The 21573-nt window shown below is 61.5% G+C and carries 22 protein-coding genes; 7 read left to right on the top strand and 15 right to left on the bottom strand.

Features of this window, described 5'->3' with window-relative positions:
- Nucleotides 1–11: 11 nt before the first annotated feature.
- The 5 genes from K7H22_RS17995 to K7H22_RS18015 all read right to left on the bottom strand — a co-directional run bounded on the left by K7H22_RS17995 (nucleotide 12) and on the right by K7H22_RS18015 (nucleotide 4600).
- Nucleotides 12–1766, bottom strand: coding sequence for an acetolactate synthase 3 large subunit (locus K7H22_RS17995; protein WP_230802232.1), 1755 nt, complete (start codon nucleotides 1764–1766; stop codon nucleotides 12–14).
- A gap of 369 nt (nucleotides 1767–2135) precedes the next feature.
- Nucleotides 2136–2957: an arginyltransferase gene (locus K7H22_RS18000; protein ID WP_230802233.1), complete on the bottom strand. Its 822-nt coding sequence runs from the start codon at nucleotides 2955–2957 to the stop codon at nucleotides 2136–2138.
- A gap of 98 nt (nucleotides 2958–3055) precedes the next feature.
- Nucleotides 3056–3505, bottom strand: a complete 450-nt coding sequence (locus K7H22_RS18005; RefSeq protein ID WP_230802234.1) for an RDD family protein — start codon at nucleotides 3503–3505, stop codon at nucleotides 3056–3058.
- Between the two features lie 87 nt (nucleotides 3506–3592).
- Nucleotides 3593–4027, bottom strand: a complete 435-nt coding sequence (locus K7H22_RS18010; RefSeq protein WP_230802235.1) for a DUF2852 domain-containing protein — start codon at nucleotides 4025–4027, stop codon at nucleotides 3593–3595.
- 102 nt (nucleotides 4028–4129) lie between these two features.
- Nucleotides 4130–4600 carry a YbaK/EbsC family protein gene (locus K7H22_RS18015; RefSeq protein ID WP_230802236.1) on the bottom strand — a complete coding sequence of 157 codons (471 nt, stop codon included), beginning with the start codon at nucleotides 4598–4600 and terminating at the stop codon, nucleotides 4130–4132.
- A gap of 90 nt (nucleotides 4601–4690) precedes the next feature.
- Between K7H22_RS18015 and K7H22_RS18020 the strand changes: the two genes are divergently transcribed.
- Together K7H22_RS18020 and K7H22_RS18025 are read left to right on the top strand one after the other, a co-directional pair.
- Nucleotides 4691–7492 carry a glutamine-synthetase adenylyltransferase gene (locus K7H22_RS18020; protein WP_230802237.1) on the top strand — a complete coding sequence of 934 codons (2802 nt, stop codon included), beginning with the start codon at nucleotides 4691–4693 and terminating at the stop codon, nucleotides 7490–7492.
- Nucleotides 7489–7761, top strand: coding sequence for a hypothetical protein (locus K7H22_RS18025; protein ID WP_230802238.1), 273 nt, complete (start codon nucleotides 7489–7491; stop codon nucleotides 7759–7761). Before K7H22_RS18020 ends, K7H22_RS18025 begins: the two co-directional genes overlap by 4 nt.
- Before the next feature lie 33 nt (nucleotides 7762–7794).
- Here K7H22_RS18025 and eda read toward each other — a convergent pair whose 3' ends face one another.
- Both eda and edd read right to left on the bottom strand, forming a co-directional pair.
- Complete coding sequence (gene eda, locus K7H22_RS18030) at nucleotides 7795–8442, bottom strand: bifunctional 4-hydroxy-2-oxoglutarate aldolase/2-dehydro-3-deoxy-phosphogluconate aldolase (protein WP_230802239.1); 648 nt, start codon at nucleotides 8440–8442, stop codon at nucleotides 7795–7797.
- 87 nt (nucleotides 8443–8529) lie between these two features.
- A complete protein-coding gene (edd, locus tag K7H22_RS18035; protein ID WP_230802240.1) occupies nucleotides 8530–10335 on the bottom strand; it encodes a phosphogluconate dehydratase in 1806 nt (601 codons plus the stop codon).
- Nucleotides 10336–10622: 287 nt separating this feature from the next.
- Here edd and K7H22_RS18040 point away from each other — a divergent pair, with 287 nt between their 5' ends.
- Genes K7H22_RS18040 through K7H22_RS18050 form a run of 3 tightly spaced genes read left to right on the top strand, consistent with a single transcriptional unit; the run spans nucleotide 10623 to nucleotide 13068 of the window.
- Nucleotides 10623–11276, top strand: coding sequence for a DUF6778 family protein (locus K7H22_RS18040; protein WP_230802241.1), 654 nt, complete (start codon nucleotides 10623–10625; stop codon nucleotides 11274–11276).
- Between the two features lie 53 nt (nucleotides 11277–11329).
- Nucleotides 11330–12526 (top strand): RSP_2647 family RNA methyltransferase, encoded by a 1197-nt coding sequence (locus tag K7H22_RS18045; protein ID WP_230802242.1) that lies wholly within the window; start codon nucleotides 11330–11332, stop codon nucleotides 12524–12526.
- A complete protein-coding gene (locus tag K7H22_RS18050; RefSeq protein ID WP_230802243.1) occupies nucleotides 12523–13068 on the top strand; it encodes an RSP_2648 family PIN domain-containing protein in 546 nt (181 codons plus the stop codon). The genes K7H22_RS18045 and K7H22_RS18050 overlap by 4 nt, the downstream gene beginning before the upstream one ends.
- A 12-nt stretch (nucleotides 13069–13080) precedes the next feature.
- On the opposite strand, the gene K7H22_RS18055 is transcribed toward K7H22_RS18050, so the two are convergent.
- From K7H22_RS18055 to K7H22_RS18090, 8 genes are all read right to left on the bottom strand, one after another.
- The gene (locus K7H22_RS18055) at nucleotides 13081–13773 is read right to left on the bottom strand and encodes a M48 family metallopeptidase (protein ID WP_230802279.1); all 693 of its coding nucleotides are present in this window, start codon (nucleotides 13771–13773) and stop codon (nucleotides 13081–13083) included.
- Between the two features lie 97 nt (nucleotides 13774–13870).
- Nucleotides 13871–15034 (bottom strand): cytochrome P450, encoded by a 1164-nt coding sequence (locus K7H22_RS18060; RefSeq protein WP_230802244.1) that lies wholly within the window; start codon nucleotides 15032–15034, stop codon nucleotides 13871–13873.
- A 101-nt stretch (nucleotides 15035–15135) separates the two neighbouring features.
- The gene (locus tag K7H22_RS18065) at nucleotides 15136–15450 is read right to left on the bottom strand and encodes a hypothetical protein (protein ID WP_230802245.1); all 315 of its coding nucleotides are present in this window, start codon (nucleotides 15448–15450) and stop codon (nucleotides 15136–15138) included.
- Between the two features lie 130 nt (nucleotides 15451–15580).
- Nucleotides 15581–16765 carry a vWA domain-containing protein gene (locus tag K7H22_RS18070; RefSeq protein WP_230802246.1) on the bottom strand — a complete coding sequence of 395 codons (1185 nt, stop codon included), beginning with the start codon at nucleotides 16763–16765 and terminating at the stop codon, nucleotides 15581–15583.
- Nucleotides 16766–16769: 4 nt separating this feature from the next.
- Nucleotides 16770–16937: an apolipoprotein acyltransferase gene (locus K7H22_RS18075; RefSeq protein ID WP_230802247.1), complete on the bottom strand. Its 168-nt coding sequence runs from the start codon at nucleotides 16935–16937 to the stop codon at nucleotides 16770–16772.
- Nucleotides 16934–18262, bottom strand: a complete 1329-nt coding sequence (locus K7H22_RS18080; protein ID WP_230802248.1) for a DUF2927 domain-containing protein — start codon at nucleotides 18260–18262, stop codon at nucleotides 16934–16936. The genes K7H22_RS18075 and K7H22_RS18080 overlap by 4 nt, the downstream gene beginning before the upstream one ends.
- A gap of 56 nt (nucleotides 18263–18318) precedes the next feature.
- Nucleotides 18319–18510: a hypothetical protein gene (locus tag K7H22_RS18085; RefSeq protein ID WP_230802249.1), complete on the bottom strand. Its 192-nt coding sequence runs from the start codon at nucleotides 18508–18510 to the stop codon at nucleotides 18319–18321.
- 167 nt (nucleotides 18511–18677) lie between these two features.
- Complete coding sequence (locus K7H22_RS18090; RefSeq protein WP_230802250.1) at nucleotides 18678–19517, bottom strand: AAA family ATPase; 840 nt, start codon at nucleotides 19515–19517, stop codon at nucleotides 18678–18680.
- Nucleotides 19518–19701: 184 nt separating this feature from the next.
- Between K7H22_RS18090 and dksA the strand changes: the two genes are divergently transcribed.
- Nucleotides 19702–20124, top strand: coding sequence for an RNA polymerase-binding protein DksA (gene dksA / locus K7H22_RS18095; protein ID WP_230802280.1), 423 nt, complete (start codon nucleotides 19702–19704; stop codon nucleotides 20122–20124).
- A gap of 72 nt (nucleotides 20125–20196) precedes the next feature.
- Nucleotides 20197–21363 (top strand): FAD-dependent oxidoreductase, encoded by a 1167-nt coding sequence (locus tag K7H22_RS18100; RefSeq protein ID WP_230802251.1) that lies wholly within the window; start codon nucleotides 20197–20199, stop codon nucleotides 21361–21363.
- Nucleotides 21364–21573 lie beyond the last annotated feature (210 nt).

Here is a 21573-nt window from a genome sequence, read left to right on the forward strand (position 1 = left end):
GCGCTGCACGATCAGACCATCACCGCCCCTTTCGCGCCGATGGCATTCTTGGTTGACGCATCGCCCAGCAGCATCTCGTTATGGGCCTTGCCCGACGGGATCATGGGGAAGCAGTTTTCATGCTTGGCCACCAGACAGTCGAAGATTACCGGACCGTCATAGTTGATCATTTCCATGATCGCATCGTCCAGATCGTCGGGATCGCTGCACAGGATACCCTTGGCGCCGAAGGCCTCGGCCAGTTTCACGAAATCGGGCAGGGATTCCGACCAGCTTTGAGAATAACGCTCACCATGCAGCAATTCCTGCCACTGGCGCACCATGCCAAGACGCTCGTTGTTCAGGATGAACTGCTTGACGGGCAGGTTGAACTGCATCGCAGTGCCCATTTCCTGCATGTTCATCAGCCAGGACGCCTCGCCGGCGACGTTGATCACCAGCGCGTCGGGATGGGCCATCTGCACGCCGATGGAGGCGGGAAAGCCATAACCCATGGTGCCCAACCCGCCGGATGTCATCCAGCGGTTCGGCCCCTCGAAGTTCAGGTATTGCGCAGCCCACATCTGGTGCTGGCCGACCTCGGTGCAGATATAGCGGTCATGCCCCTTGGTCAGTTCTTCCAGACGTTTCAGCGCATGTTGCGGCTTGATGATGCTGCCCTTCTGTTCGAATTTCAGGCAATCGACCTTGCGCCATTCCTCGATCTGCGCCCACCATTTCGGCAGGGCTTCCTTGTTGGTCTTGCGACCGCGTGATTTCCAGATCTTGAGCATGTCTTCCAACACATGGGCCACATCGCCCACGATCGGGATATCGACGCGGATCACCTTGTTGATCGAGGACGGATCAATGTCGATATGGGCCTTGGTCGAATGGGGGCTGAAGGCATCGACGCGGCCCGTGATCCGGTCGTCAAAGCGTGCGCCGATATTGATCATCAGATCACAGCCATGCATGGCCATATTTGCCTCGTAAAGACCGTGCATGCCCAACATGCCAAGCCAGCTTTTGCCCGAAGCCGGATAGGCCCCCAGACCCATCAGGGTCGAGGTTACGGGAAAGCCTGTCGCCTCGACCAGTTCGCACAGCAGCTGGCTGGCGGCCTTGCCCGAGTTGATAACGCCGCCGCCGGTATAGAAAATCGGACGCTTTGCGGTCTCAAGCGCGGCCACCAGTTCGGTGATCGCGTCCAGATCACCCTTGATCTGCGGCTGGTAACGGCGAGAGCCGCCCTTTTGAGGGGCGGTATAGATGCCCGATGCGAATTGCACGTCCTTCGGGATATCGACCAGAACCGGACCGGGACGGCCTGTCATGGCGACGTGGAATGCCTCATGCAGCACGGTGGACAGCTTGTCGGTGTCCTTGACCAGCCAGTTATGCTTGGTGCAAGGGCGGGTGATGCCGACGGTATCGGCTTCCTGAAAGGCGTCGTTGCCGATCATGAACGTTGGCACCTGTCCGGTCAGCACGATGATCGGAATGGAATCCATCAGCGCATCGGTCAGACCTGTCACCGCATTGGTGGCACCGGGACCGGAGGTGACCAGAACGACACCGGGCTTGCCGGTCGCGCGGGCGTAGCCCTCGGCGGCATGCACAGCGCCTTGTTCATGGCGCACCAGAATGTGCTGGATCTCGTTCTGCTGGAAAATCTCATCATAAATCGGTAGCACGGCGCCGCCGGGATATCCGAATACGACGTCCACACCCTGATCCTTGAGGGCCTGAACCACCATTCTCGCTCCGGTCATCTGACGTGTCATGTGCTTTGCTCCGTTTTCGACGTCATATACTCGCATAAAAAAGCCCCCGATTTTGTCGGGGGCGCATGGGGTACCTGTAGGGTGTCCGTTACCGGCCCATGCGCCATGTCCTTACGATGATCACTAGAGGTGTCATAGCCGAGAGGGTTCCTTACTGCGTGGCGGGACATTATGAGTGCTGCGCGGCAGCGTCAACCGCCAATTGTTTGAATTTAATGTCGCAGGGGGTAATTGATTTGAATTTTAATTACGTTTTTGCGGGCTTGTGCGTCAGGAATGGAATTCTACGACAGCAAAGCATCGCTGATTCCGCCTGCCAAGGGTTATCCTGTGGCAGGCCGGAGCTGTGGCAATGTCGGATGGGCAGGGTCAGGAACGCGCCGGAACCGATCCGGGAAGCGAGATATTGGCCACCTGTTCGGCAATCGGGTCGGTCGACAGGGGGTGTGTTTCGGCGGAATAGTCTGCAGGATCGCGCATCTTCTGCCATGCGCCGCCGACATAAAGCTCCAGCCCCGAAAACTTGGCTTTATAGCCCATCTTGGAGCTGCCTGGCACCCAGTAGCCCAAGTAGACATAAGGCAAACCGGCTTCGCGAGCGATGCGGATGTGGTCCAGAATGATATGTGTTCCCAGACTGTCGCCGGGGCGGTCGGGCTGGTAGAAGGAATAGACCATGCTGACCCCGTCATCCAGCACATCCGTCAGGCAGACGGCGGCCAGATCGCGGCTGACCGTGTCGTGATATTCGATCACACGCGTGCGGATCGGTGTTTCCTCGATCATCGCTGCAAACTCGAAGACATCCATATCGGCCATACCGCCATCGGCATGGCGGCTGTCCAGATAGCGGCGGAAGAGGTCGTACTGATCTTCGGTCGCCCAAGGGCTGGTCGCGCGCCGCTCCAGATGGGCATTGCGGCGCTGCGTGCGTTTCTGGCTGCGCGATGGCGTGAAATCGGCCACCTTGATCCGTGCCGACAGACAGGCCGCGCAATCCGAACAGGACGGCCTGTAAAGCACATTCTGCGAGCGGCGGAATCCCTGCTTGGACAGGCTGTCATTCAGGCGCTCCGCACCTTCGCCCTGAAGGGCTGTGAACAGCTTGCGTTCCATCCGGCCGTCCAGATAGGGGCAGGGCTGCGGGGCTGTCACATAGAATTGTGGCGCTATGGGTAGCGTGTGGCGCATGTTCACCTTCAGACCGTTTATATCGGGACGATAGCAACGAAGACCCCTTCCGCCAAGTAGGGAATGACGCCCCTTTTAACGCGGTGTGCAATCGTGCTTCAACTGGCCGCAGCGCGGTTCACGGCGACCGTGCCCAGAAGGTGATCGCTTAGCCCCTGCGCGCGGGCCGTTGTCAGCATCATAACGACCGAGACAACTTGTAACAGGGGCATCCCGAACGAGACAGACGTGCCAAAAGTATGCGCCGTTGCAAGGCCCAGACCGAACCTTTCGCCCGACGAATCGCGCAACTCGATCGCCATCAGTCGCATCCCCCATGTCGCCGAGCGGTTCGTGATCGTCACAACACGGTAGGCAAAGCCCACGACCAGCACCATCAGCGGGAAAAAGAACAGCCCCGTGAAGGCCGTGAAGGGCAGGATCAGCAGACAGATGATCACGATCAGCACGGTATCCACGATCCATGCCACAAGCCGTTTCATCGGCACATCGGCATAGAATTCCGGTTGCATCACCGGATCGGGAAGCTGCGAGAAATGCGTGCTCATCAAAGGGGCTCCATGAGGGAAGTCGGGAACGGTCAAGGAAACAAGGCCGCAGGTCTGTCCTGCGGCCTTTGGGGAACGGGGTCGGTGTTAGGCCTCGGTGCGGGGGCTGTCGTCACGCGGGGCGGCAGCGGCACGGGCGCGGTCGGCCATGAAATCGTCGAACTCGGCCTTGTCCTTGGCTTCGCGCAATCGCTGCAGAAAAGTTTCAAAGCTGTGTTGCTCTTCTTCCAGGCGGCGCAGCGTTTCGGCCTTGTAGCTGTCAAAGGCGCTGTTGCCCGACGAGGACATGACAGTCGACAGGTGGCGAGTATTGGTGCGGTTGCGGCAGGATTTCTTGAACATGCGTTTACTCCAGATCATATAGGCTAGAAGGGCAAGGCCCACGGGCCAGAAAAAGATGAAGCCAAGGACCATCGCGGCGATCCAGGCGCCTTTGCCTTTGCTGTCCAACCAGCTTTCGGCACGGTACAGCCAGCCCATCGGCTGTGCGGACGAGGAAGAATAGGGCAGGGCAGTATTCATGGGTCACTCCGATCTTGGTTAATGTAAATTGCCTTCACATTGAACAGATCGGCACGAATAGGCCCGCTTGCAAGGGGTATGTAAAAGAAATTTACATTATTTTCATTTGGACGTGAAATCAGCAATTTGCGCCCCGGTCAGACGGTGCAGATCGGCGGGTGCGATCGGAAAGATGTGATGTGGCGTGCCTGCAGCGGCCCAGATCACGTCGAATTCCATCAGGCGCGGGTCCAGAAAGGCACGGATCGGGTGCAGGTGCCCGACAGGGGCCACCCCGCCGATGGCAAATCCGGTCTGCGCGCGGATCAGGGCTGCATTGGCCTTGCCCAAAGCCTCGCATGCCACGACGCTGGCAAGGGCAGAGTCGACCTGATTGCCGCCTGCGGTCAGGAACAGCACGGCCTGTCCGCTGTCCTGTCCGGCAAAGATGATCGACTTGGCGATCTGGTCCAGCGCACAACCGGCCACGGCTGCGGCCTGTGCTGCGGTGCGCGCCTCGCCAAGCGCGTGGATATCGGCGGGCAACCCTGCGTCCTGTAATGCGCGGGTAACGCGCGCCATGCTCTTGCTCATGTCGATCTTCCCTGCAGGATGGCGATTTGCAGCACTATTCCAGTGCTTTGACCCATTGACCAGCCCCAAGGCCCGTGTCCATGGTGCGGCATGTCCTTTGAACGCCGCCTGACCCGCTTGCCGCACCCTTTTGATCCCGACCGCGGGGCCGAGGCGCGTGCAGCCCTTCCCGACGCACAAGGGGATGTTGCCCTGCTGATTGCGGGCACGGGCGGATGCAGCCCCTATCTGAAATCCCTGATCGAGAAAGAGGCGGACTGGATCTTGCCCGCGCTGGACGATCCCGAAGCCGCTTTGCTGGCGCTGCATCACGATATGACCCAGACAGCCCCTGATGCGCTGGCTGTTGCCTTGAGGCAGGGCAAGCGCCGCGTGGCGCTGCTGACGGCGCTGGCTGATCTGGGCGGCGTCTGGCTGTTGGAAACGGTGACAGGCGCGCTGACGCGTTTTGCCGATCTGTCTTGCCAGCTTGCCTTGCGCGCCGCCATCGGGGCCGAGATCAAGCGCGGCAAACTGCCGGGCGCTATCGAGGCGGATGCCGAGACCGGTGGCGGTCTGGTGGCGCTGGCGATGGGCAAGATGGGCGCGTTCGAGTTGAACTACTCTTCGGATATCGACCTGATCTGTCTGTTCGACGAAACCCGTTTCAGCCGCGATGATTATCACGAGGCGCGGGCCTCGCTGATCCGCGCCACCCGCAAGATGGCGGCCATGCTCAGCGACAATACTGCCGAAGGTTATGTGTTTCGCACCGATTTGCGTCTGCGTCCCGATCCGGCGGTCACGCCTGTCTGCATGGCGATGGAAGCGGCGGAACGCTATTACGAAAGCCTTGGCCGCACGTGGGAGCGCGCAGCCTATATCAAGGCGCGCCCTGCCGCCGGCGATCTGGCGGCGGGCGATCAGTTTCTCAAGACGCTGCGGCCCTTCGTGTGGCGCAAGCATCTGGATTTCGCCGCTATTCAGGACGCCCATGATATGCGCCTGCGTATCCGCGCCCATAAAGGGCTGGGCGGTCCGGTGGAACTGGCCGATCACAATATGAAACTGGGGCGCGGCGGTATCCGCGAGATCGAGTTTTTCACCCAGACCCGCCAGATCATCGCAGGCGGACGCGATCCCGATCTGCGGGTGCGCGGCACGGTCGATGGGCTGGGCCTTCTGGCGCAAAAAGGCTGGATCCCGCAGGATGTGGCCGACACGCTGACGCGGCATTACCGCGCACATCGCGAGGTCGAGCATCGTTTGCAGATGATCAATGACGCCCAGACCCACAGCCTGCCGCGCAGCGCTGAGGGCTTTGCCCGCCTTGCCGCCTTCATGGGGGTGGAACAGGCCACGCTTGAGTCCGATCTCAAGGTGCGACTGGCCGAGGTGCACACGCTGACCGAGGGCTTTTTTGCGGGCACGACCACCAGCCCCACGCCGGCGCTGCCGCCCGAAGTGACGGACAGCTTCGATACCGAGATCACCAGCCGCTGGCGCAGCTATCCGGCGTTGCGCTCGGACCGTGCGGTCGAGATTTTCCAGCGCCTGCGCCCCGAAATTCTGCAACGGCTGGCGCGCACCGCCAAGCCCGAGGAGGCTTTGCTGGCCTTTGACGGTTTTTTGTCGGGCCTGCCCGCGGGGGTTCAGCTTTTCTCGCTATTTGACGCCAATCCGCAACTGATCGATCTTCTGGTGGATATCGTGGGCAGCTCGCCCGCGCTGGCGCAGCACCTGTCGCGGCATTCGGCTGTGTTCGATGCCGTGATCGGCGGCGGCTTTTTCGCGCCATGGCCGGGGCAGGCGGCGCTAGGCGCGGAATTGTCCAATCTTCTGGCGGCCGAGGCCGATTACGAGCGCAAGCTGGATACGGCGCGCCGCTGGGCCAAGGAATGGCATTTCCGTATCGGTGTGCACCACCTGCGCGGGCTGATCGACGCCGATGGCGCCGGTCCGCAATATGCCGATCTGGCAGGGGCCACGCTTTGCGCGCTTTGGCCCGTGGTTGTGGCGCAATTCGCGGCCAAGCACGGCACACCGCCCGGACGCGGGGCGGTGGTGTTGGGCATGGGATCGCTTGGGGCAGGGCGGTTGAACGCGACCTCGGATCTGGACCTGATCGTGATCTATGATGCGGACGGGGTCGAGATGTCGGATGGCCGCCGCCCGCTTGCCGCGCGCCTCTATTATGCAAGGCTGACGCAGGCGATGGTCACCGCCGTGACAGCGCAGATGTCCGAGGGCAGGCTTTACGAGGTCGACATGCGCTTGCGTCCTTCAGGCACGCAGGGGCCGGTGGCAACCAGCCTGACCAGCTTCCGCGACTATCAGATGAACGAGGCCTGGGTCTGGGAACATCTGGCCCTGACACGTGCGCGCCCCGTCGCGGGCGAAGCGACCCTTGCGGGCGATGTCGAAGCGGTGCGCGAGGCGGTGCTGGCGCGTGGTCATGCGCCCGAAAAGATTATCGCGGAAGTTGCCGCGATGCGGACACGTATTGCCGCTGCGAAACCTGCCGAAGGGCCGTGGGATGCCAAGCTGGGGCCGGGCCGGTTGCAGGATGTGGAACTGGTGGCGCAGGCGGCAAGCCTGATGGCGGGCAGTCTGGCGCGCGGTGCGCGGGACGGGCTGGAGGCGGGCATCAAGACCGGATGGCTGGACGCGGTCACCGGCGCGGCCCTGAACGAGGCGTATCTGCTGTTCTGGCGTCTGCAGCTTGTCTCGAAGCTGCTCAGTGACAAACCGCTTGATCCGGCAGGGATCGGCGAGGGAGGATGCAGGATGCTATTGCGCGAAACAGGACAGGACACGCTGGACGGGCTTGAGGCCGCGCTGGTCGCGGTGGCGGCAAAAGCTGATGCCGCGATTTCCACGCTGCTGGGAACAGTATCCGGAGATGAAGTATGAAAAAAGGCCACACAGATGACCCCAAGGGCCTGATTTTCGAGGCCTACCGGATCGACGGCATCACGACCGAGGAATGCAGGACGATCTTTCTGGATTGGGCCCTCAGCCTGCCGGATGGCAGCGACAGCCGTAAAGCGCTGGAGGATTTGCTGGCGCATCATGCGCCGCAGGCACCCGATCATCCGATGACAGCCGTGATGCGCGAGGGTTTGCATGGCCTGAGCCAGCAGGGGCGCAGGGGCGGTTGGCGGTCAAGACCGCGCGCGTGATCGTGATTGTGCGGTGAATGATACGGGCAGGCGCTACGCAGGGCGGGGCAGGTTTGCCGCTGTCCGCGCCAGCGCCTTGATCCCGTCCCAGTCACCCGCCGCGATCAGGTTTGCGGGGGCGACCCAACTACCGCCGACGCAGGTGACGTTGGGTAGCGCGAGATAGTCTGCGGCATTGGCAGGGCCGATCCCGCCGGTCGGGCAGAAACCGATCTGGGGCAGGGGCGATGCCAGGGCCCGCAGCGCAGCCGTACCGCCCGCGACCTCGGCGGGAAAGAATTTCTGCATCGTATAGCCGCGTTCCAGCAGGCGCATCGCCTCGGTCGCGGTGGCGGCGCCGGGCAGAAGCGGCAGGGCGCGCTCCTCGCAGGCCGAGAGCAGGCGGTCGGTAGCCCCCGGCGAGACTGCAAAGACCGCCCCCGCACCTTGCACGGCGCGCACATCGGCAGGTGACAAAACCGTGCCCGCCCCCACCACGGCCCCCTCGACACGGGCCATTTCGGCCATGACCTCAAGCGCTGCGGGCGTCCGCAAGGTGACTTCCAGCACGGGCAGTCCTCCGGCGACCAGCGCGCGCGCCAGGGGGGCGGCATGGGCCGGATCGCGGATCACCAGCACAGGGATCACAGGGGCCATCTGGCACAGGGCCAATGTCGCTTCAGAGGTTTGATAGGGGGTCATGGTGCGGTCTCCGTCAGACAGGGCAGCGGTCGGGGCAAACGTTGGGGTTTGGATATTTCAGGCAAGAAGAAGCGCAGGGCGGGTATGTCAAACCACTACAGCCGCGCCGGTGGCGGCGGGGCCTACCTGCGCGCGGAACATGGCAAAAAGCTCGCGTCCGACACCGGTGCCGTTGCCCGACAGATCGGGTGTGGCTGCGGGGCGGCTGTCCAGATCGGGCACCAGCGCCTCGATGCGGCCTGTGGTGGCGTCGAGGTGGATCATATCGCCATCGCGCAAGCGTGACAGAGGGCCGCCCGCAGCGGCCTCGGGGCTGATATGGATGGCGGCGGGCACTTTGCCGGATGCGCCGGACATGCGCCCGTCGGTAACAAGGGCCACTTTCAGCCCGCGATTCTGCAGCACGGCCAGCACAGGTGTCAAAGCGTGCAATTCCGGCATGCCATTAGCCTGCGGGCCCTGAAAACGCACCACAACAACAGTATCGGCGGTGAATTCACCGGCCTTGAACGCGTCTTTGACGGCCTCCTGCGTTTCAAAAACACGCGCGGGGGCTTTGATGATGTGGCGGTCGGGATCAACAGCAGAAGTCTTGATAACGCCGCGGCCCAGATTTCCGCTTAACTGGCGCAAGCCGCCTGTGCTGTCGAAAGGATCGGATACGGGGCGCAGGATACGCGTGTTCAGGCTTTCGCGGCTGCCTTGTTGCCATCTCAGGCCGGCCTCGGTCAGTTGTGGTTCGGTCGTATAACGCTCCAGCCCCTTGCCGGCGACGGTCATCGTATCGGGATGCAGCAGTCCCGCATCCAGCAATTGTGCGATCGTATAGCCCAGTCCGCCCGCCGCGTGGAAATGGTTCACATCGGCCAGACCATTGGGATAGACCTTGGCCAGTAGCGGTGTGATGGCGGACAGATCGTCGAAGTCCTCAAGCGCAAGCTGCACCCCTGCGGCGCGCGCCATGGCTGGCAGATGCAGCACCAGATTGGTCGATCCTCCTGTCGCCATCAGCCCCACGATTCCGTTGACGAAGGCGCGTTCATCCAGAATGTCGCAGACTGGCGTATAGGCATTGCCAAGCGCGGTGATCGCGGCGGCGCGTTCAGTGCCCGCGACCGTCAGCGCATCGCGCAAAGGTGTTCCGGGATTGACAAAGGATGTCCCCGGCAGGTGCAGGCCCATGAATTCCATCAGCATCTGGTTGGTATTGGCCGTGCCGTAGAAGGTGCAGGTGCCCGGCCCGTGATACGACGCCATCTCTGCTGACATCAGGGCGGCGCGGTCGACCTGACCGCTGGCGAATTGCTGGCGCACCTTTGCCTTTTCGTCATTGGGCAGGCCGGATACCATCGGACCTGCAGGCAGGAACACGGCCGGAATATAGCCAAAGGTCGCCGCCGCGATCACAAGGCCCGGCACGATCTTGTCGCAGACCCCCAGATAGAGCGCCGCGTCGAACGTGTTATGCGACAGTGCTATTCCCGCCGACAGCGCGATCACATCGCGGGAGAAGAGTGACAACTCCATCCCTGTCTGGCCCTGCGTGACACCATCGCACATCGCAGGCACGCCGCCTGCAACCTGTGCCGTGGCCCCCACATTGCGCGCAGCTTGCCGGATCAGATCGGGAAAACGCTCGAACGGCTGATGCGCCGACAGCATGTCGTTATAGGCGGTGACGATCCCCAGATTGGGGGCGGGACTGGTGGCCATTGTCGCCTGATCGGTCCCCATCGCGGCATAGGCGTGGGCCTGGTTCGAGCAGCTCAGATGGCCGCGTCGCGGGCCTTCGGCCGCAGCGCGGGCCATGGTCTGCATGTAGCGCGTGCGGCTGTCTTTGCTGCGCGCGATGATCCGTGCGGTGACCCGCGCGACCTGATCATGCACTGGCATCTGATACCCTCCCCGGTCAGGCTTGTGTTCGGTATTTTCCATCAGGGTAATGTGTTAGCGATAACGGCGCAAGGCGGGCCGCACCGGATAGGTCACTGATGCAGATTATTGAAGATGTTTATTTCTGGACCGCAATTCGTGGCGTGCGTCACCCAAAAAGAGGCGGTTTTTCCCTTAAAAACCTTGGTATTGTCTTTGTTTTGAAGAAAATGCGCCGCATCCCCGCCGCAATTCAGGAGCATATCTTTCGATATAACCCGCGGAAATTCCCGCATGGAGTATATCAAATGACACGTAGCCGCATTTTAGCCGCATTCTTCCTGGCCTTGGGTCTTTCGGCCTGTGGCTCTTACGACATGTCCAGCCGCAACGTATCGCCGGAAGAGGCGCTGCGCGACAGCGGTGTTGCAACAACGCTGGCCGCCATCGAGGTGGTTGACACAAAAATCATCGTTCCGCGCAGCCTGAAGGTCTCGGAGGCCAACAGCTATCTGCCGTCGGGCGATATCGTGTGGCGCGGCGATGCCTTTGGCGACCGCCATGCCCAGATCGAGACGATTCTGAACGACAGCATGAAAATGGCCCGCAACGGCCATGTCGGCAGCGTGCCTGCGGTGGTCGAAATCAAGCTGAACCGGTTTCACGCCTTGACGGAAAAGACACGCTATAGCGTGGGCGGCGTGCATTCGGTCCGCTTTGAACTGACCCTGCGCGATCCGCAGACCGGTCAGGCGCTGGCCCCGACCCGCGAGATCCGTGCCGATCTCAAGGGTTATGGCGGCAATCGCGCCCTTGAGGCCGAGCGTCAGGGGCTGACCCAGAAGGTCCGTCTGACCCATCATCTGGCCAATGTGTTCCGCGCGGAACTGGCGCAGCCCGGCAGCATGGGTGGCAAGCGCGGTGTGACCCAACTGGTTGCGGGCCTTGAGACCAAGGAATGAGATCTCCGCGATCTGATCTTTCCAGTACCTACAAACGCAGATAAGAGGGCGGCATGAACACGCCCTCTTATCCTGTTGTGCGCCTGCGCCCCAAAGCCCAGCCGCGCGCCATCCGCCACGGTTTTCCGTGGGTTTATGACAATGAACTGGTCACTGACCGGCGCGCCCGCGGGCTTGCGCCCGGCAGCTTTGCCGTGCTCGAGGATGCCGATCGCGCGCCTTTGGCCTTGGTGACGGTCAACCCGAATTCGCGCATCATCGGGCGGGTGATCGACCGCGATCCCAATGCCGTGATCGACCGCAACTGGCTGGAGGCAAAACTGTCCCGCGCGCTGGCTTTGCGCGCGCGCTTGTATGATGCGCCCTTCTACCGTCTGGTACATGCCGAAGCTGACGGATTGCCCGGACTGGTCATCGACCGCTTTGGCGATACAGCGGTAATCCAGCCCAATGCGGCTTGGGCCGAGATGATGCTGGATGATCTGGTGGCCGCACTGGTGGCTGTCACAGGTGTGACCTGCGTGATCAAAAGCGCCTCGGGTCGTGCGCGCGCACTGGAAGGTCTGGATGATGTCAGCGCCGTGGTGCTGGGGCAGGCCCCTGATGCGCCGGTCAAAGTGCCCATGAATGGTGCGACCTATATGGCCGATCTGACCGGCGGGCAGAAAACGGGGCTCTTTTTCGACCAGCGCCCCAACCACGCATTCGCGGCCGGTCTGGGCAAGGGTGGCAAGGTTCTGGATGTCTTCAGCCATGTGGGGGGCTTCGCGCTGGCCGCACTGTCGGCGGGCGCGGATCACGCTTTGGCGGTTGACGGCTCTGATCCTGCTCTGGCTTTGGCGCGCGAGGGGGCCGAGGCGTCGGGTGTGGCGGCGCGGTTCGAGACCCGCAAGGGTGATGCTTTCGACGTGATGGCCGCTCTGGCTGAGGAAGGCGCGCGTTTTGATCTGGTCGTGTGCGATCCGCCAGCTTTTGCGCCGTCGAAACCCGCGCTCGAAGCCGGATTGCGCGCCTATGAGCGGATTGCGCGGCTGGGTGCCTCATTGGTGGCCGAGGGCGGGTTTCTGGTGCTGTGTTCCTGTTCGCACGCCGCCGATCTGGGCAAGTTCCACAATGCCAGCCTGCGCGGAATCGGGCGGGCCGGGCGGCAGGGCCAGCAGATCCATACAGGCTTTGCCGGACCGGACCATCCGATCCTGCCACAACTGGCCGAAAGCGGCTACCTGAAAGCGCTGTTCTTCCGCCTATGAAGGTGCTGCTGGACACTTGCGTGCTCTATCCTACGGTGATGCGCGAGGTGTTGCTGGGGGTGGCTGCGGCAGGGCTGTTCCAGCCGCTCTGGTCGGATCGCATTCTAGAGGAATGGGCGCGGGCCACGATCAAGCTGGGCCCGGAGGCCGAGGCGCAGGCGCGGGGCGAGGTGGCGCTTTTACGCGCAGCCTGGCCCAAGGCGGTCGTCAGCTATGCTCCCTCGCTTGAAGCGCGGCTGTGGTTGCCTGACCCTGCCGATACCCATGTGCTGGCGGCGGCCATTGCAGGGCATGCCGATGTGATCGTGACGCGGAATGCCAAGGATTTCCCGCAAAACATCCTGCGCGAGGAAGGGCTGGACCGTGTCGATCCCGATCTGTTCCTGCTGGGGCTGTTCGAGGCGCAGCCCGCAGCCGTTGCTGCCGCCGCCGAAGCTGTGCGGCTTGAGGCAGAGCGGCTATCGGGCGAGGCATGGGATATCAGGCGGTTGATGAAAAAGGCGCATATGCCCCGCTTCGGCAAGGCGCTTGCCGCAGGATAGTCCGCGGTCTGATCAACCCTCGATCCCGTTCCAGCGTGCTTCGTTCTTTTCGATGGCGGCGATGCGATCGGGCGTTTTGGGATGGCTCATCAACCATGCGGGCATGGCTCCGCCGCGCGCATTTGTCAGTGCCTCAAGCTTGCCAAACAACGATTTTTGCGGCGCAGTGCCGATGCCCGCCTTGACCAGTAGCGCCGAGGCATATTCATCCGCCTCGTATTCATCCGAACGCGACAGCCCGGCGGCCAGCATCGTGGTCAGCATATTGGCGATCCAGACCCCGATACCCGGCAGGAAGCGTGACAGCACCATCGCAAGGGCCGTGCGCAGCGCGTTCTGGCCGGAAAAGTCGATCATGCGCCGCCGTGAATGGCCCAGTGCGACATGGCCCAACTCATGCGCGATGACGCTGGCGATCTCTTCCGCCGACACCTCGCCCTGCTGGAATTTGCGGTAGAATCCCCGTGTGATGAAGATACGGCCGTCTGGCGCGGCCAACCCGTTCACGGGATCAATCTCGTAGATATGGACGCGCACGCGCGGCAGGTCGAGGGCGGCTGCCAGCTTGTCCGTCATCTTCTTGAGGACCGGATCGGCCAGTTCGGTGGATCGTGTGTCCAGTTCTTTCGCGGTGCGCCATGCCGAAAAACGGTACATGGCGACAGCATAGAGAATGGCCAAAAGGATCGGGGTGAATTTCAACATAGGCAAGATATGGTCCGCCTGTGGCGCTGCGGCAAGGGCGGGGTGCGCGGCAGATGGGCGCGCAGGTCAGTATTTGCGGCAAGATGAAAGCGCGGTTTCAGGTCTCCCAGCGCACCGGCACGGATAGCGGGCCGCGGAAGGCCCAGCCGGCAAAAGGGGCCGGACCGTCAAGCGCAAGTCCCGGCAGATGCGCGAAGATCAACGGCAGGGCCACATCCGCGATCAGGGCGCGGGCGGCGGCGGCGCCTGCGCAGAAATGCGGACCCGCGCCAAAGCTGATGGCGGGGCCTGTGTTGCGGGTGATGTCGAAACGGTCGGGGGCGGTGAAATGCGCCTCGTCCCGACCGGCAGAGGAGAACATGAAGAACACGCGGTCCTGGGGTTGAAAGGTGACATCGCCGACGGTATCGGCGTGGGCCACGCGGCGCGGTGACATGCCGATGGGGGATATCCAGCGGGCATATTCGTCAAAGGCTTGCGCCCAAGTTGCCTGACCGGAACGGATCAGGGCCAGTTGGTCGGGTTGGGACAAGAGCGCCCAGACCGTGCCCGCAATCGCGTCGCGCGGCTCGTTCTGGCCGCCCGAGATGATCAGCTTGATATTGGCGCGGATACTGTCCATCGGCAGGCCCGCCCGCAGCATCACATACAGGGCGGAATGGTCGGGGGAGGCGGTGACCACAGGGATCATCGCGTCTATATGGGTGTCAATCGAGGCGGTGCAGTCATGGCAATGCGCCTCGATCACCGGATCGCCTGCGTAATTGGCGCAGCCGTCGATCATGCCCTGGCTCACGCGGTCCATTTCCGGCGCGGGCATGGAACGCAGGCCCGTAATCTCTTTCAGGGCTTCTGCCGATACGGGCATCGCATAGGCGCGCACCAGATCGCCATGGCCGTCAGGCTTGATTGTCTGGATGATCTGCATAGTGGCGCGTTGGAAGGCCGCCAGCCAGTGATCGCGCACGGTGCGCGGGCTGAGGGCCGGAAACAGCGCGCGACGTTCGGCCTGATGGTCGTCCCCGTCTTTGCGCATCAGGTTCTCGCCCATCAGCTTGGTCATCAACCCGTCAGGTTGCAGGCTGGAGAAAATCCCGATTCGCTTTTCCTGCGTGAAGATATCATCGCGGCGGGTAAAAAGCGTCGCCCCCAGTTCCGGCACATAGGTCACGGGGGCATGTGCGCGCATATGCGCCAGAACCGGATAGGGATCGGCGCGAAACGCGACGGGGTCGATATGGGTGACGGGAGCGTTGGACATCGCCAGACCTTCGGATTGCAGCGATCGGCAGTGTTGACCATGCCCCCGCGTTGCACAAGCTCTGCCTTGCATCATTCCAAGGTTCCGCAACCCTAAGCGGATCAGCGCGTCGTCAGCGTTTCCAGCAGGTATTGTACTGCGCGTTCCTCGCGGGTCATCCGGTCACGATAGGGACCGGTATAGCCACCACGCTCGTAATAGCGCTGGCGGTTACCCCTGTTGCCATGCGAGGGACGGGAGAATGAAGGACGGGAATAGGATGGGCGGGAATAACCCGACCCGCGGCTGAAGCCCGAAGCTTGTGCCGGTGTCAGGTGCAACAGGGTTGGCGCCACATAGGCCGCACCTGCCGCAAGGCCAAGCCGTGTCAGAAGGCGGCGGCGTGAAAGGTCGGGGGGGGTGTCCTTGGCGGTCATCTTGCTCTCCTGTCTGTTGGGTGCCTTTCGCAAGGCCCATGTCAACAGAACGTAGAGAGGGATAGGATATTCCCCGCCATCACAGGGATGTGACATCAGGATACCGGCAAAACGCCGCTGACATGGGGGATCAGCGCGCCATTTCCTTCATGCCACGCTCGATCCCTTGCAGGGTCATCGGCACCATCCGGTCTTCGAATATCTCGCGGATCATCTTGATAGACTGGGTATAGGACCAGTATTTTTCCGGCACCGGATTGATCCAGACGTGATGCGGCCATTGTTCGCGCGCGCGCTCCAGCCAGACTTGGCCGGCCTCCGCGTTCCAATGTTCATTCGCGCCGCCGGGATAGGCGATCTCATAAGGGGACATGCTGGCATCGCCCACGAAGATGCATTTGTAGTCGGAACCATAGGTCCGCAGCACTTCCCATGTCGGAGTCTGCGCATCCCAGCGGCGGCGGTTGTCGCGCCACACGCCCTCATACAGACAGTTGTGGAAATAGTAATATTCCAGATGCTTGAACTCGGCTCGCGCGGCGGAAAACAACTCCTCCACCACCTTCACATGCGGGTCCATCGAGCCGCCCGCATCCAGAAACAGCAGCACCTTCACAGCATTGCGCCGCTCGGGACGGGTTTTGACATCCAGATAGCCCTGTTCGGCGGTGGAGCGGATCGTGCCGTCCAGATCAAGCTCTTCCGCCGCACCGTCACGCGCCCAGCGGCGCAGGCGCTTTAGCGCCACCTTGATGTTGCGCGTGCCAAGTTCGACCGTATCGTCGAGGTTCTTGAATTCGCGCTTGTCCCAGACCTTGACCGCACGCTGGTGGTTGGATTTTTCCTGCCCGATGCGCACGCCTTCGGGGTTGTAGCCATGCGCCCCGAAGGGCGAAGTGCCCGCCGTGCCGATCCACTTGTTGCCGCCCTGATGGCGACCTTTTTGTTCCTCAAGCCGCTGTTTGAGGGTCTCCATCAGCTTGTCGAAACCGCCAAGCGCCTTGATCTCTTCCATCTCGGCGGCGCTCAGATGCTTTTCGGCCAGTTTTTCCAACCAGTCCGCGGGGATATTCACCGCCTGCAACACATCATCGAGCTTGATGTCTTCCAGCCCTTTGAACGTCTCGGCGAAGGCGCGGTCGAATTTGTCGATGTTGCGCTCGTCCTTCACCATGGCGGTGCGGGCAAGATAGTAGAAACCTTCGACGTCATAAGTGACTAGACCGCGCGACATACCTTCCAGAAACGAGAGGTATTCGCGCAGGCTGACCGGAACACCGTTTTTTCTGAGATTGTCGAAGAAGGGCAGGAACATCGGCTTACAAGGCCGCGCGGTGGATAAACAGCGTGGCGAACAGGCCAACCAGCGCAAAGGCGATGGCATAACCTGCTGCATATTGTGCAACGTCCAGTTTGCCACCTTTGCGGCGTGCTGCCGTCATGCCACCGATAATGGCCCCTAAAAGCGCCGCACCCAATACGATCATATCCGCCCGTTTCTCCTGTTAAGCGGATTGAGGGCGCCGATTTCGCGCAGTTTGGCACGAATTGCCCAGTCCGCACCGAATCCGTAACGCGCCCAGCCCAGACTGTCCAGACGCACGGCCTGCGCCTCGACGCCGCGTCCGGCCAGTTCCAGCGCTTCGGCGCGCAGCATGCTGAGCGTGGATACGAGGGCTGCGTTCTCGTGCTGGATCACGACAGGCAGGTGCACGCCCAGCATATCCACAGCGTCTTCGCCGCGCCCTTCGGCCACCAGATAGGCACCCAGTTGGGCCGCGACCATCGCGCGGTGCAGGGCATATTCCGGACGCTGTGCAAAGATGGCATCCGCAGACTGGAAATGTCCGATGGCCTGAGTCGGTTGCACTGGCAGGTTCAGACGCCCCATCGCGTAATGGGCAAAGCCAAGCCTGTGATCCCGCCAGCCCAAGGTGCGGGCGATATCCAGCGCGCGCGCTGCTGCCGCGCGGCGCGTGTTCGGGTTGGCACCGGGGCCCAGCGCTGTCTGCATGGCCTCATCCCATGCGCCTGGGGTCGAGGACAGATTGCTGGGCGGTGTCGCCACGCCCCGCGGGTTGATCCGCGCAAAGATCGCTGGCAGGCGGGCGGTCACTTCAGCGCGGCTCATGCCCGAGCGCAGTTCGGGGGCATAGGTCGCGCGCAAGATCATCATGTCATATCCGGTCAGCACGGCATGCACGTTGTCATCGTTGAAGACCGATTGCGGCAGTCGGTACAGATCGTTGAGCGGCCCGAGGGCCTGCGCCAGTTCTTCGTGGAGGCAATCACGCACCTCTTGCGGGCTGGCATCGTTGGGCACGAAAATCGCCATCCGCTCGCGCGTGGTCAGGCGTGCCCAATCCGTGCGCGGGCTGCGCCGCGCCGTGCGGAATTCGGACAGTTGCGTGATGTTGGGCACCACGAAACAGGCGGCCTGCGGAAGTTGGCTGCGGATCTGCGCGCGGCTGACAGCTTCGATCGTGATGTTGGCCGTTGTGTCGCTGGTCTGGCTGATATCAATGCCGGCCTCGCCGCGCAGACGGAAAATCAACCTGTTCAGATCTGAATTGAGCGTAGGAGGCGGGCTGCCGGTGACCCTGACAGTGACCGGACCCTCGAAGCGTGAAAGCACGGGCAGGGGGCGGCCTGATTCCAGCATGAAGGACAGGTCGATGAAATCGCGCGCAAGATCGCCATTGGAAATGGCGAAATTGATCGGGCGCGGCGTCGCGAAAACGCGCATCGGTGGCAGATCGCTGTCGATCTGCGAAATGGCGCGGCTGGGCATGTCCGATTGTTGACCGGGCATACAGGCACCAAGCAATAGGCAAACAGGCAACAAAATACGACGGAACCGGATTGTCATTATTTTCGTGCCACCCGCTGCGCCAGTCGCGTCGCGCGCATCTGGTATTGCTGGCCGGTCGGGGCGGCTTTGGTATCTAAGGGTATGCGGGACATCTGCATTGCCTGTCCGCACACCATCCGCGCAAATCCGGTATCAAGAGCCGTCAGGAAACGGGTCCACGACATATGGAGAGGGAAATATCTGATCATGTCCTGCCTCTGCTGCTGTTTATGCACAGAATGTCCTGACCGTTCCTGTCGCGGCTAAGGACAGCCTAGGGCAATATTGTGGCATTCGCACTGCAGGAGTGACGCGCCGCGCAATCGGGCGCATCACTGTGGCTTTCAAAACGACATTCCCGCCGCGCAGGACCATGTCAGCGCTGCGCGCGCGCCATGAAAGCCAGTCTTTCGAACAGATGCACATCCTGTTCGTTTTTCAACAGTGCGCCATGCAGTTTCGGCAGCGCATTTGTTCCGTCACGCTTGAGATCATCCGGCGCCATATCTTCGGCCAATAGCAGCTTGAGCCAGTCCAGCACCTCGGAAGTCGAAGGTTTCTTCTTAAGTCCAGGTGTCTCGCGGACCTCGTAGAACTGCGTCAGCGCGGTGGTCAGCAGCTTTTCCTTGATGCCGGGGTGATGCACGTCGACAATGCGTCGCATCGTTTCGGGATCCGGAAAACGGATATAATGAAAGAAGCAGCGGCGCAGGAAGGCGTCGGGCAATTCCTTTTCATTGTTGGATGTGATGATCACGATCGGGCGCACTTTCGCCTTGATCGTCTCGCCGGTCTCGTAGACGAAAAACTCCATCCGGTCGAGTTCCTGCAACAGATCGTTGGGAAACTCGATATCGGCCTTGTCGACCTCGTCGATAAGAAGGACCACCTTTTCATCCGCCTCGAAGGCCTGCCACAATTTACCCTTGCGGATGTAGTTCTTGACGTCATGCACGCGCTCGTCGCCCAACTGGCTGTCACGCAGGCGGCTGACCGCATCGTATTCGTAAAGCCCTTGCTGTGCGCGGGTCGTGGACTTGATGTTCCATTCGATCATCCGCAACCCCAGCGATGCAGCCACCTGCCGCGCCAGTTCCGTTTTACCTGTTCCCGGCTCTCCCTTGACCAGCAAAGGCCGCTCCAGCATGACGGCGGCATTGACCGCAATGGTCAGGTCATCTGTCGCCACATAGGCATCGTTTCCCTCGAATTTCATCGTTTCTCCAGACTGATGAACACAAATGTTGCGGCATCCTAGCGCGAAGCCAATTTCCCTGCAATGCGGCCACGATGGGGTAGTGACAATCCGGAAGGTCTGGGCTATCTGCACCGCCAAGGGAGAGCGCCATGTATCAAAGGATAACTTGATGACAGATGCGGGCCTTTATGAGGGAGCAGACATGAAAGCCGAGTCTTTTCGTTCCACAGACTATACACCCGCCGAAGACGAACCGTTTATGAACGAGCGCCATCTGGAATATTTCCGTAATGCTCTGCTCAAATGGAAGTCTGAGATTCTGGAGGATAGCCGCGACACGATCGAGGGTCTTCAGGACGGCACACGCAATATTCCTGACGTCGCTGACCGCGCCTCCGAGGAAACGGACCGCGCGCTTGAATTGCGGACACGCGACCGTCAGCGCAAGCTGGTCTCCAAGATCGACGCAGCCCTGCGCCGGATCGAAGATGGTGAATATGGCTATTGTGAGAAAACGGGCGAGCCGATCAGCCTGAAGCGTCTGATCGCGCGGCCTATCGCCACAATGACCCTTGAGGCGCAGGAACGTCACGAGCGGCGGGAAAAAGTGCACCGGGACGACTGATCGGGTCGTGCAACAGTATAACCGGAAAACGCCGGAGCGGTCGCTTCGGCGTTCTCATGTGGGGGGTATGGTATGACCGTGGTTGGTTTGCGCGTCGTGGTGATTGGGGCAGGGATCGGCGGTCTGGCCGTCGCGCGTGCCCTTGCGCTGCGCGGGGCCGATGTCACGCTTCTGGATCAAGCCTCCGAGATTACAGAAGTCGGCGCAGGATTGCAGATCAGTCCCAACGGTTTTGCGGTGCTGCGCGGTCTGGGTCTGGATCGCGCGCTTGTTGCGTCATCGGTGCAGGCACAGGCGGTTTGCCTGAAAGATCACAGCGGCGCGCCGGTGGTGCGGCTGGACCTGATGCAACTGCCGGACCCTGCCTATTATTTTGTGCACCGCGCCGATCTGATCGACATTCTGGCCCGCGGTGCCCGCGAGGCCGGCGTCAGGATCAGGCTGTTGCAACGCGTCACGTCCGTTGATGGCGGCCCGCAGCCTGTGGTGCATCTTGCCAATGAGACATCGCTGAACGCCGATCTGGTGATCGGCGCGGATGGTCTGCATTCGGTGCTGCGTCCGGTTCTGAACGGGCAGGGAGCACCATTCTTTACGGGTCAGGTTGCCTGGCGCGCTGTGGTGCCCAACACCGCAGGGCGCGGGGCCGAGGCTTGGGTGCATATGGGGCCGGGACGCCACGTTGTCAGCTATCCGCTGCGCGGTGGCGCGGCGCTGAATATCGTGGCGGTGCAAGAGCGCAAGCAATGGGCGGACGAGGGGTGGAATCATGGCGATGATCCCGCCAACCTGCGCGCCGCCTTTGCCGATTTCGGCGCGCCGCTGCGTGATATACTGGATCAGGTCAACGAGGTGCGGTTGTGGGGGCTGTTCCGCCATCCCGTCGCGCGTGTCTGGCAGCGCGACCATCTGGCGCTGTTGGGGGATGCCGCACATCCGACCCTGCCGTTTCTGGCACAGGGCGCGTCTATGGCGCTGGAGGATGCTTGGGTTCTGGCAGACGCGGTCGCGCGCTGCGACAGCATCGCTGCCGGACTTGCCGCCTATCAGGTGCGACGCGAGGGCCGCGTGCGGCGGGTGATCGCGGCGGCCAATGGCAATGCCTGGAAATATCATATCGGTTTCACACCCTTGCGACTGGCTGCGCATACAGTGATGCGATTGGGTGGAAAACTGGCGCCGATGCGGATGATGCGCCAGTTTGACTGGCTATATACGCATGATGTGACTTCGAATTGATTGTTGCCCATCCGCAACCGTTTTCCAAAACATGAGTAAGAAATTTTGGTTTGCGAACAATAATTTCCGCGAACTACCACAAAATTTGTGCTTTCAGATCACAGATTGAACCTTTCCCGCTATTTGTCGGGAATTAGAATTTGCAATTCCGATTCGCGAGGTTGATGATTTCCGCTATGGATAGGCTGACAGAAAAATATTTGTAATCAG

It is taken from the genome of Seohaeicola saemankumensis (assembly GCF_021021435.1).
Lineage (GTDB): Bacteria > Pseudomonadota > Alphaproteobacteria > Rhodobacterales > Rhodobacteraceae > Seohaeicola.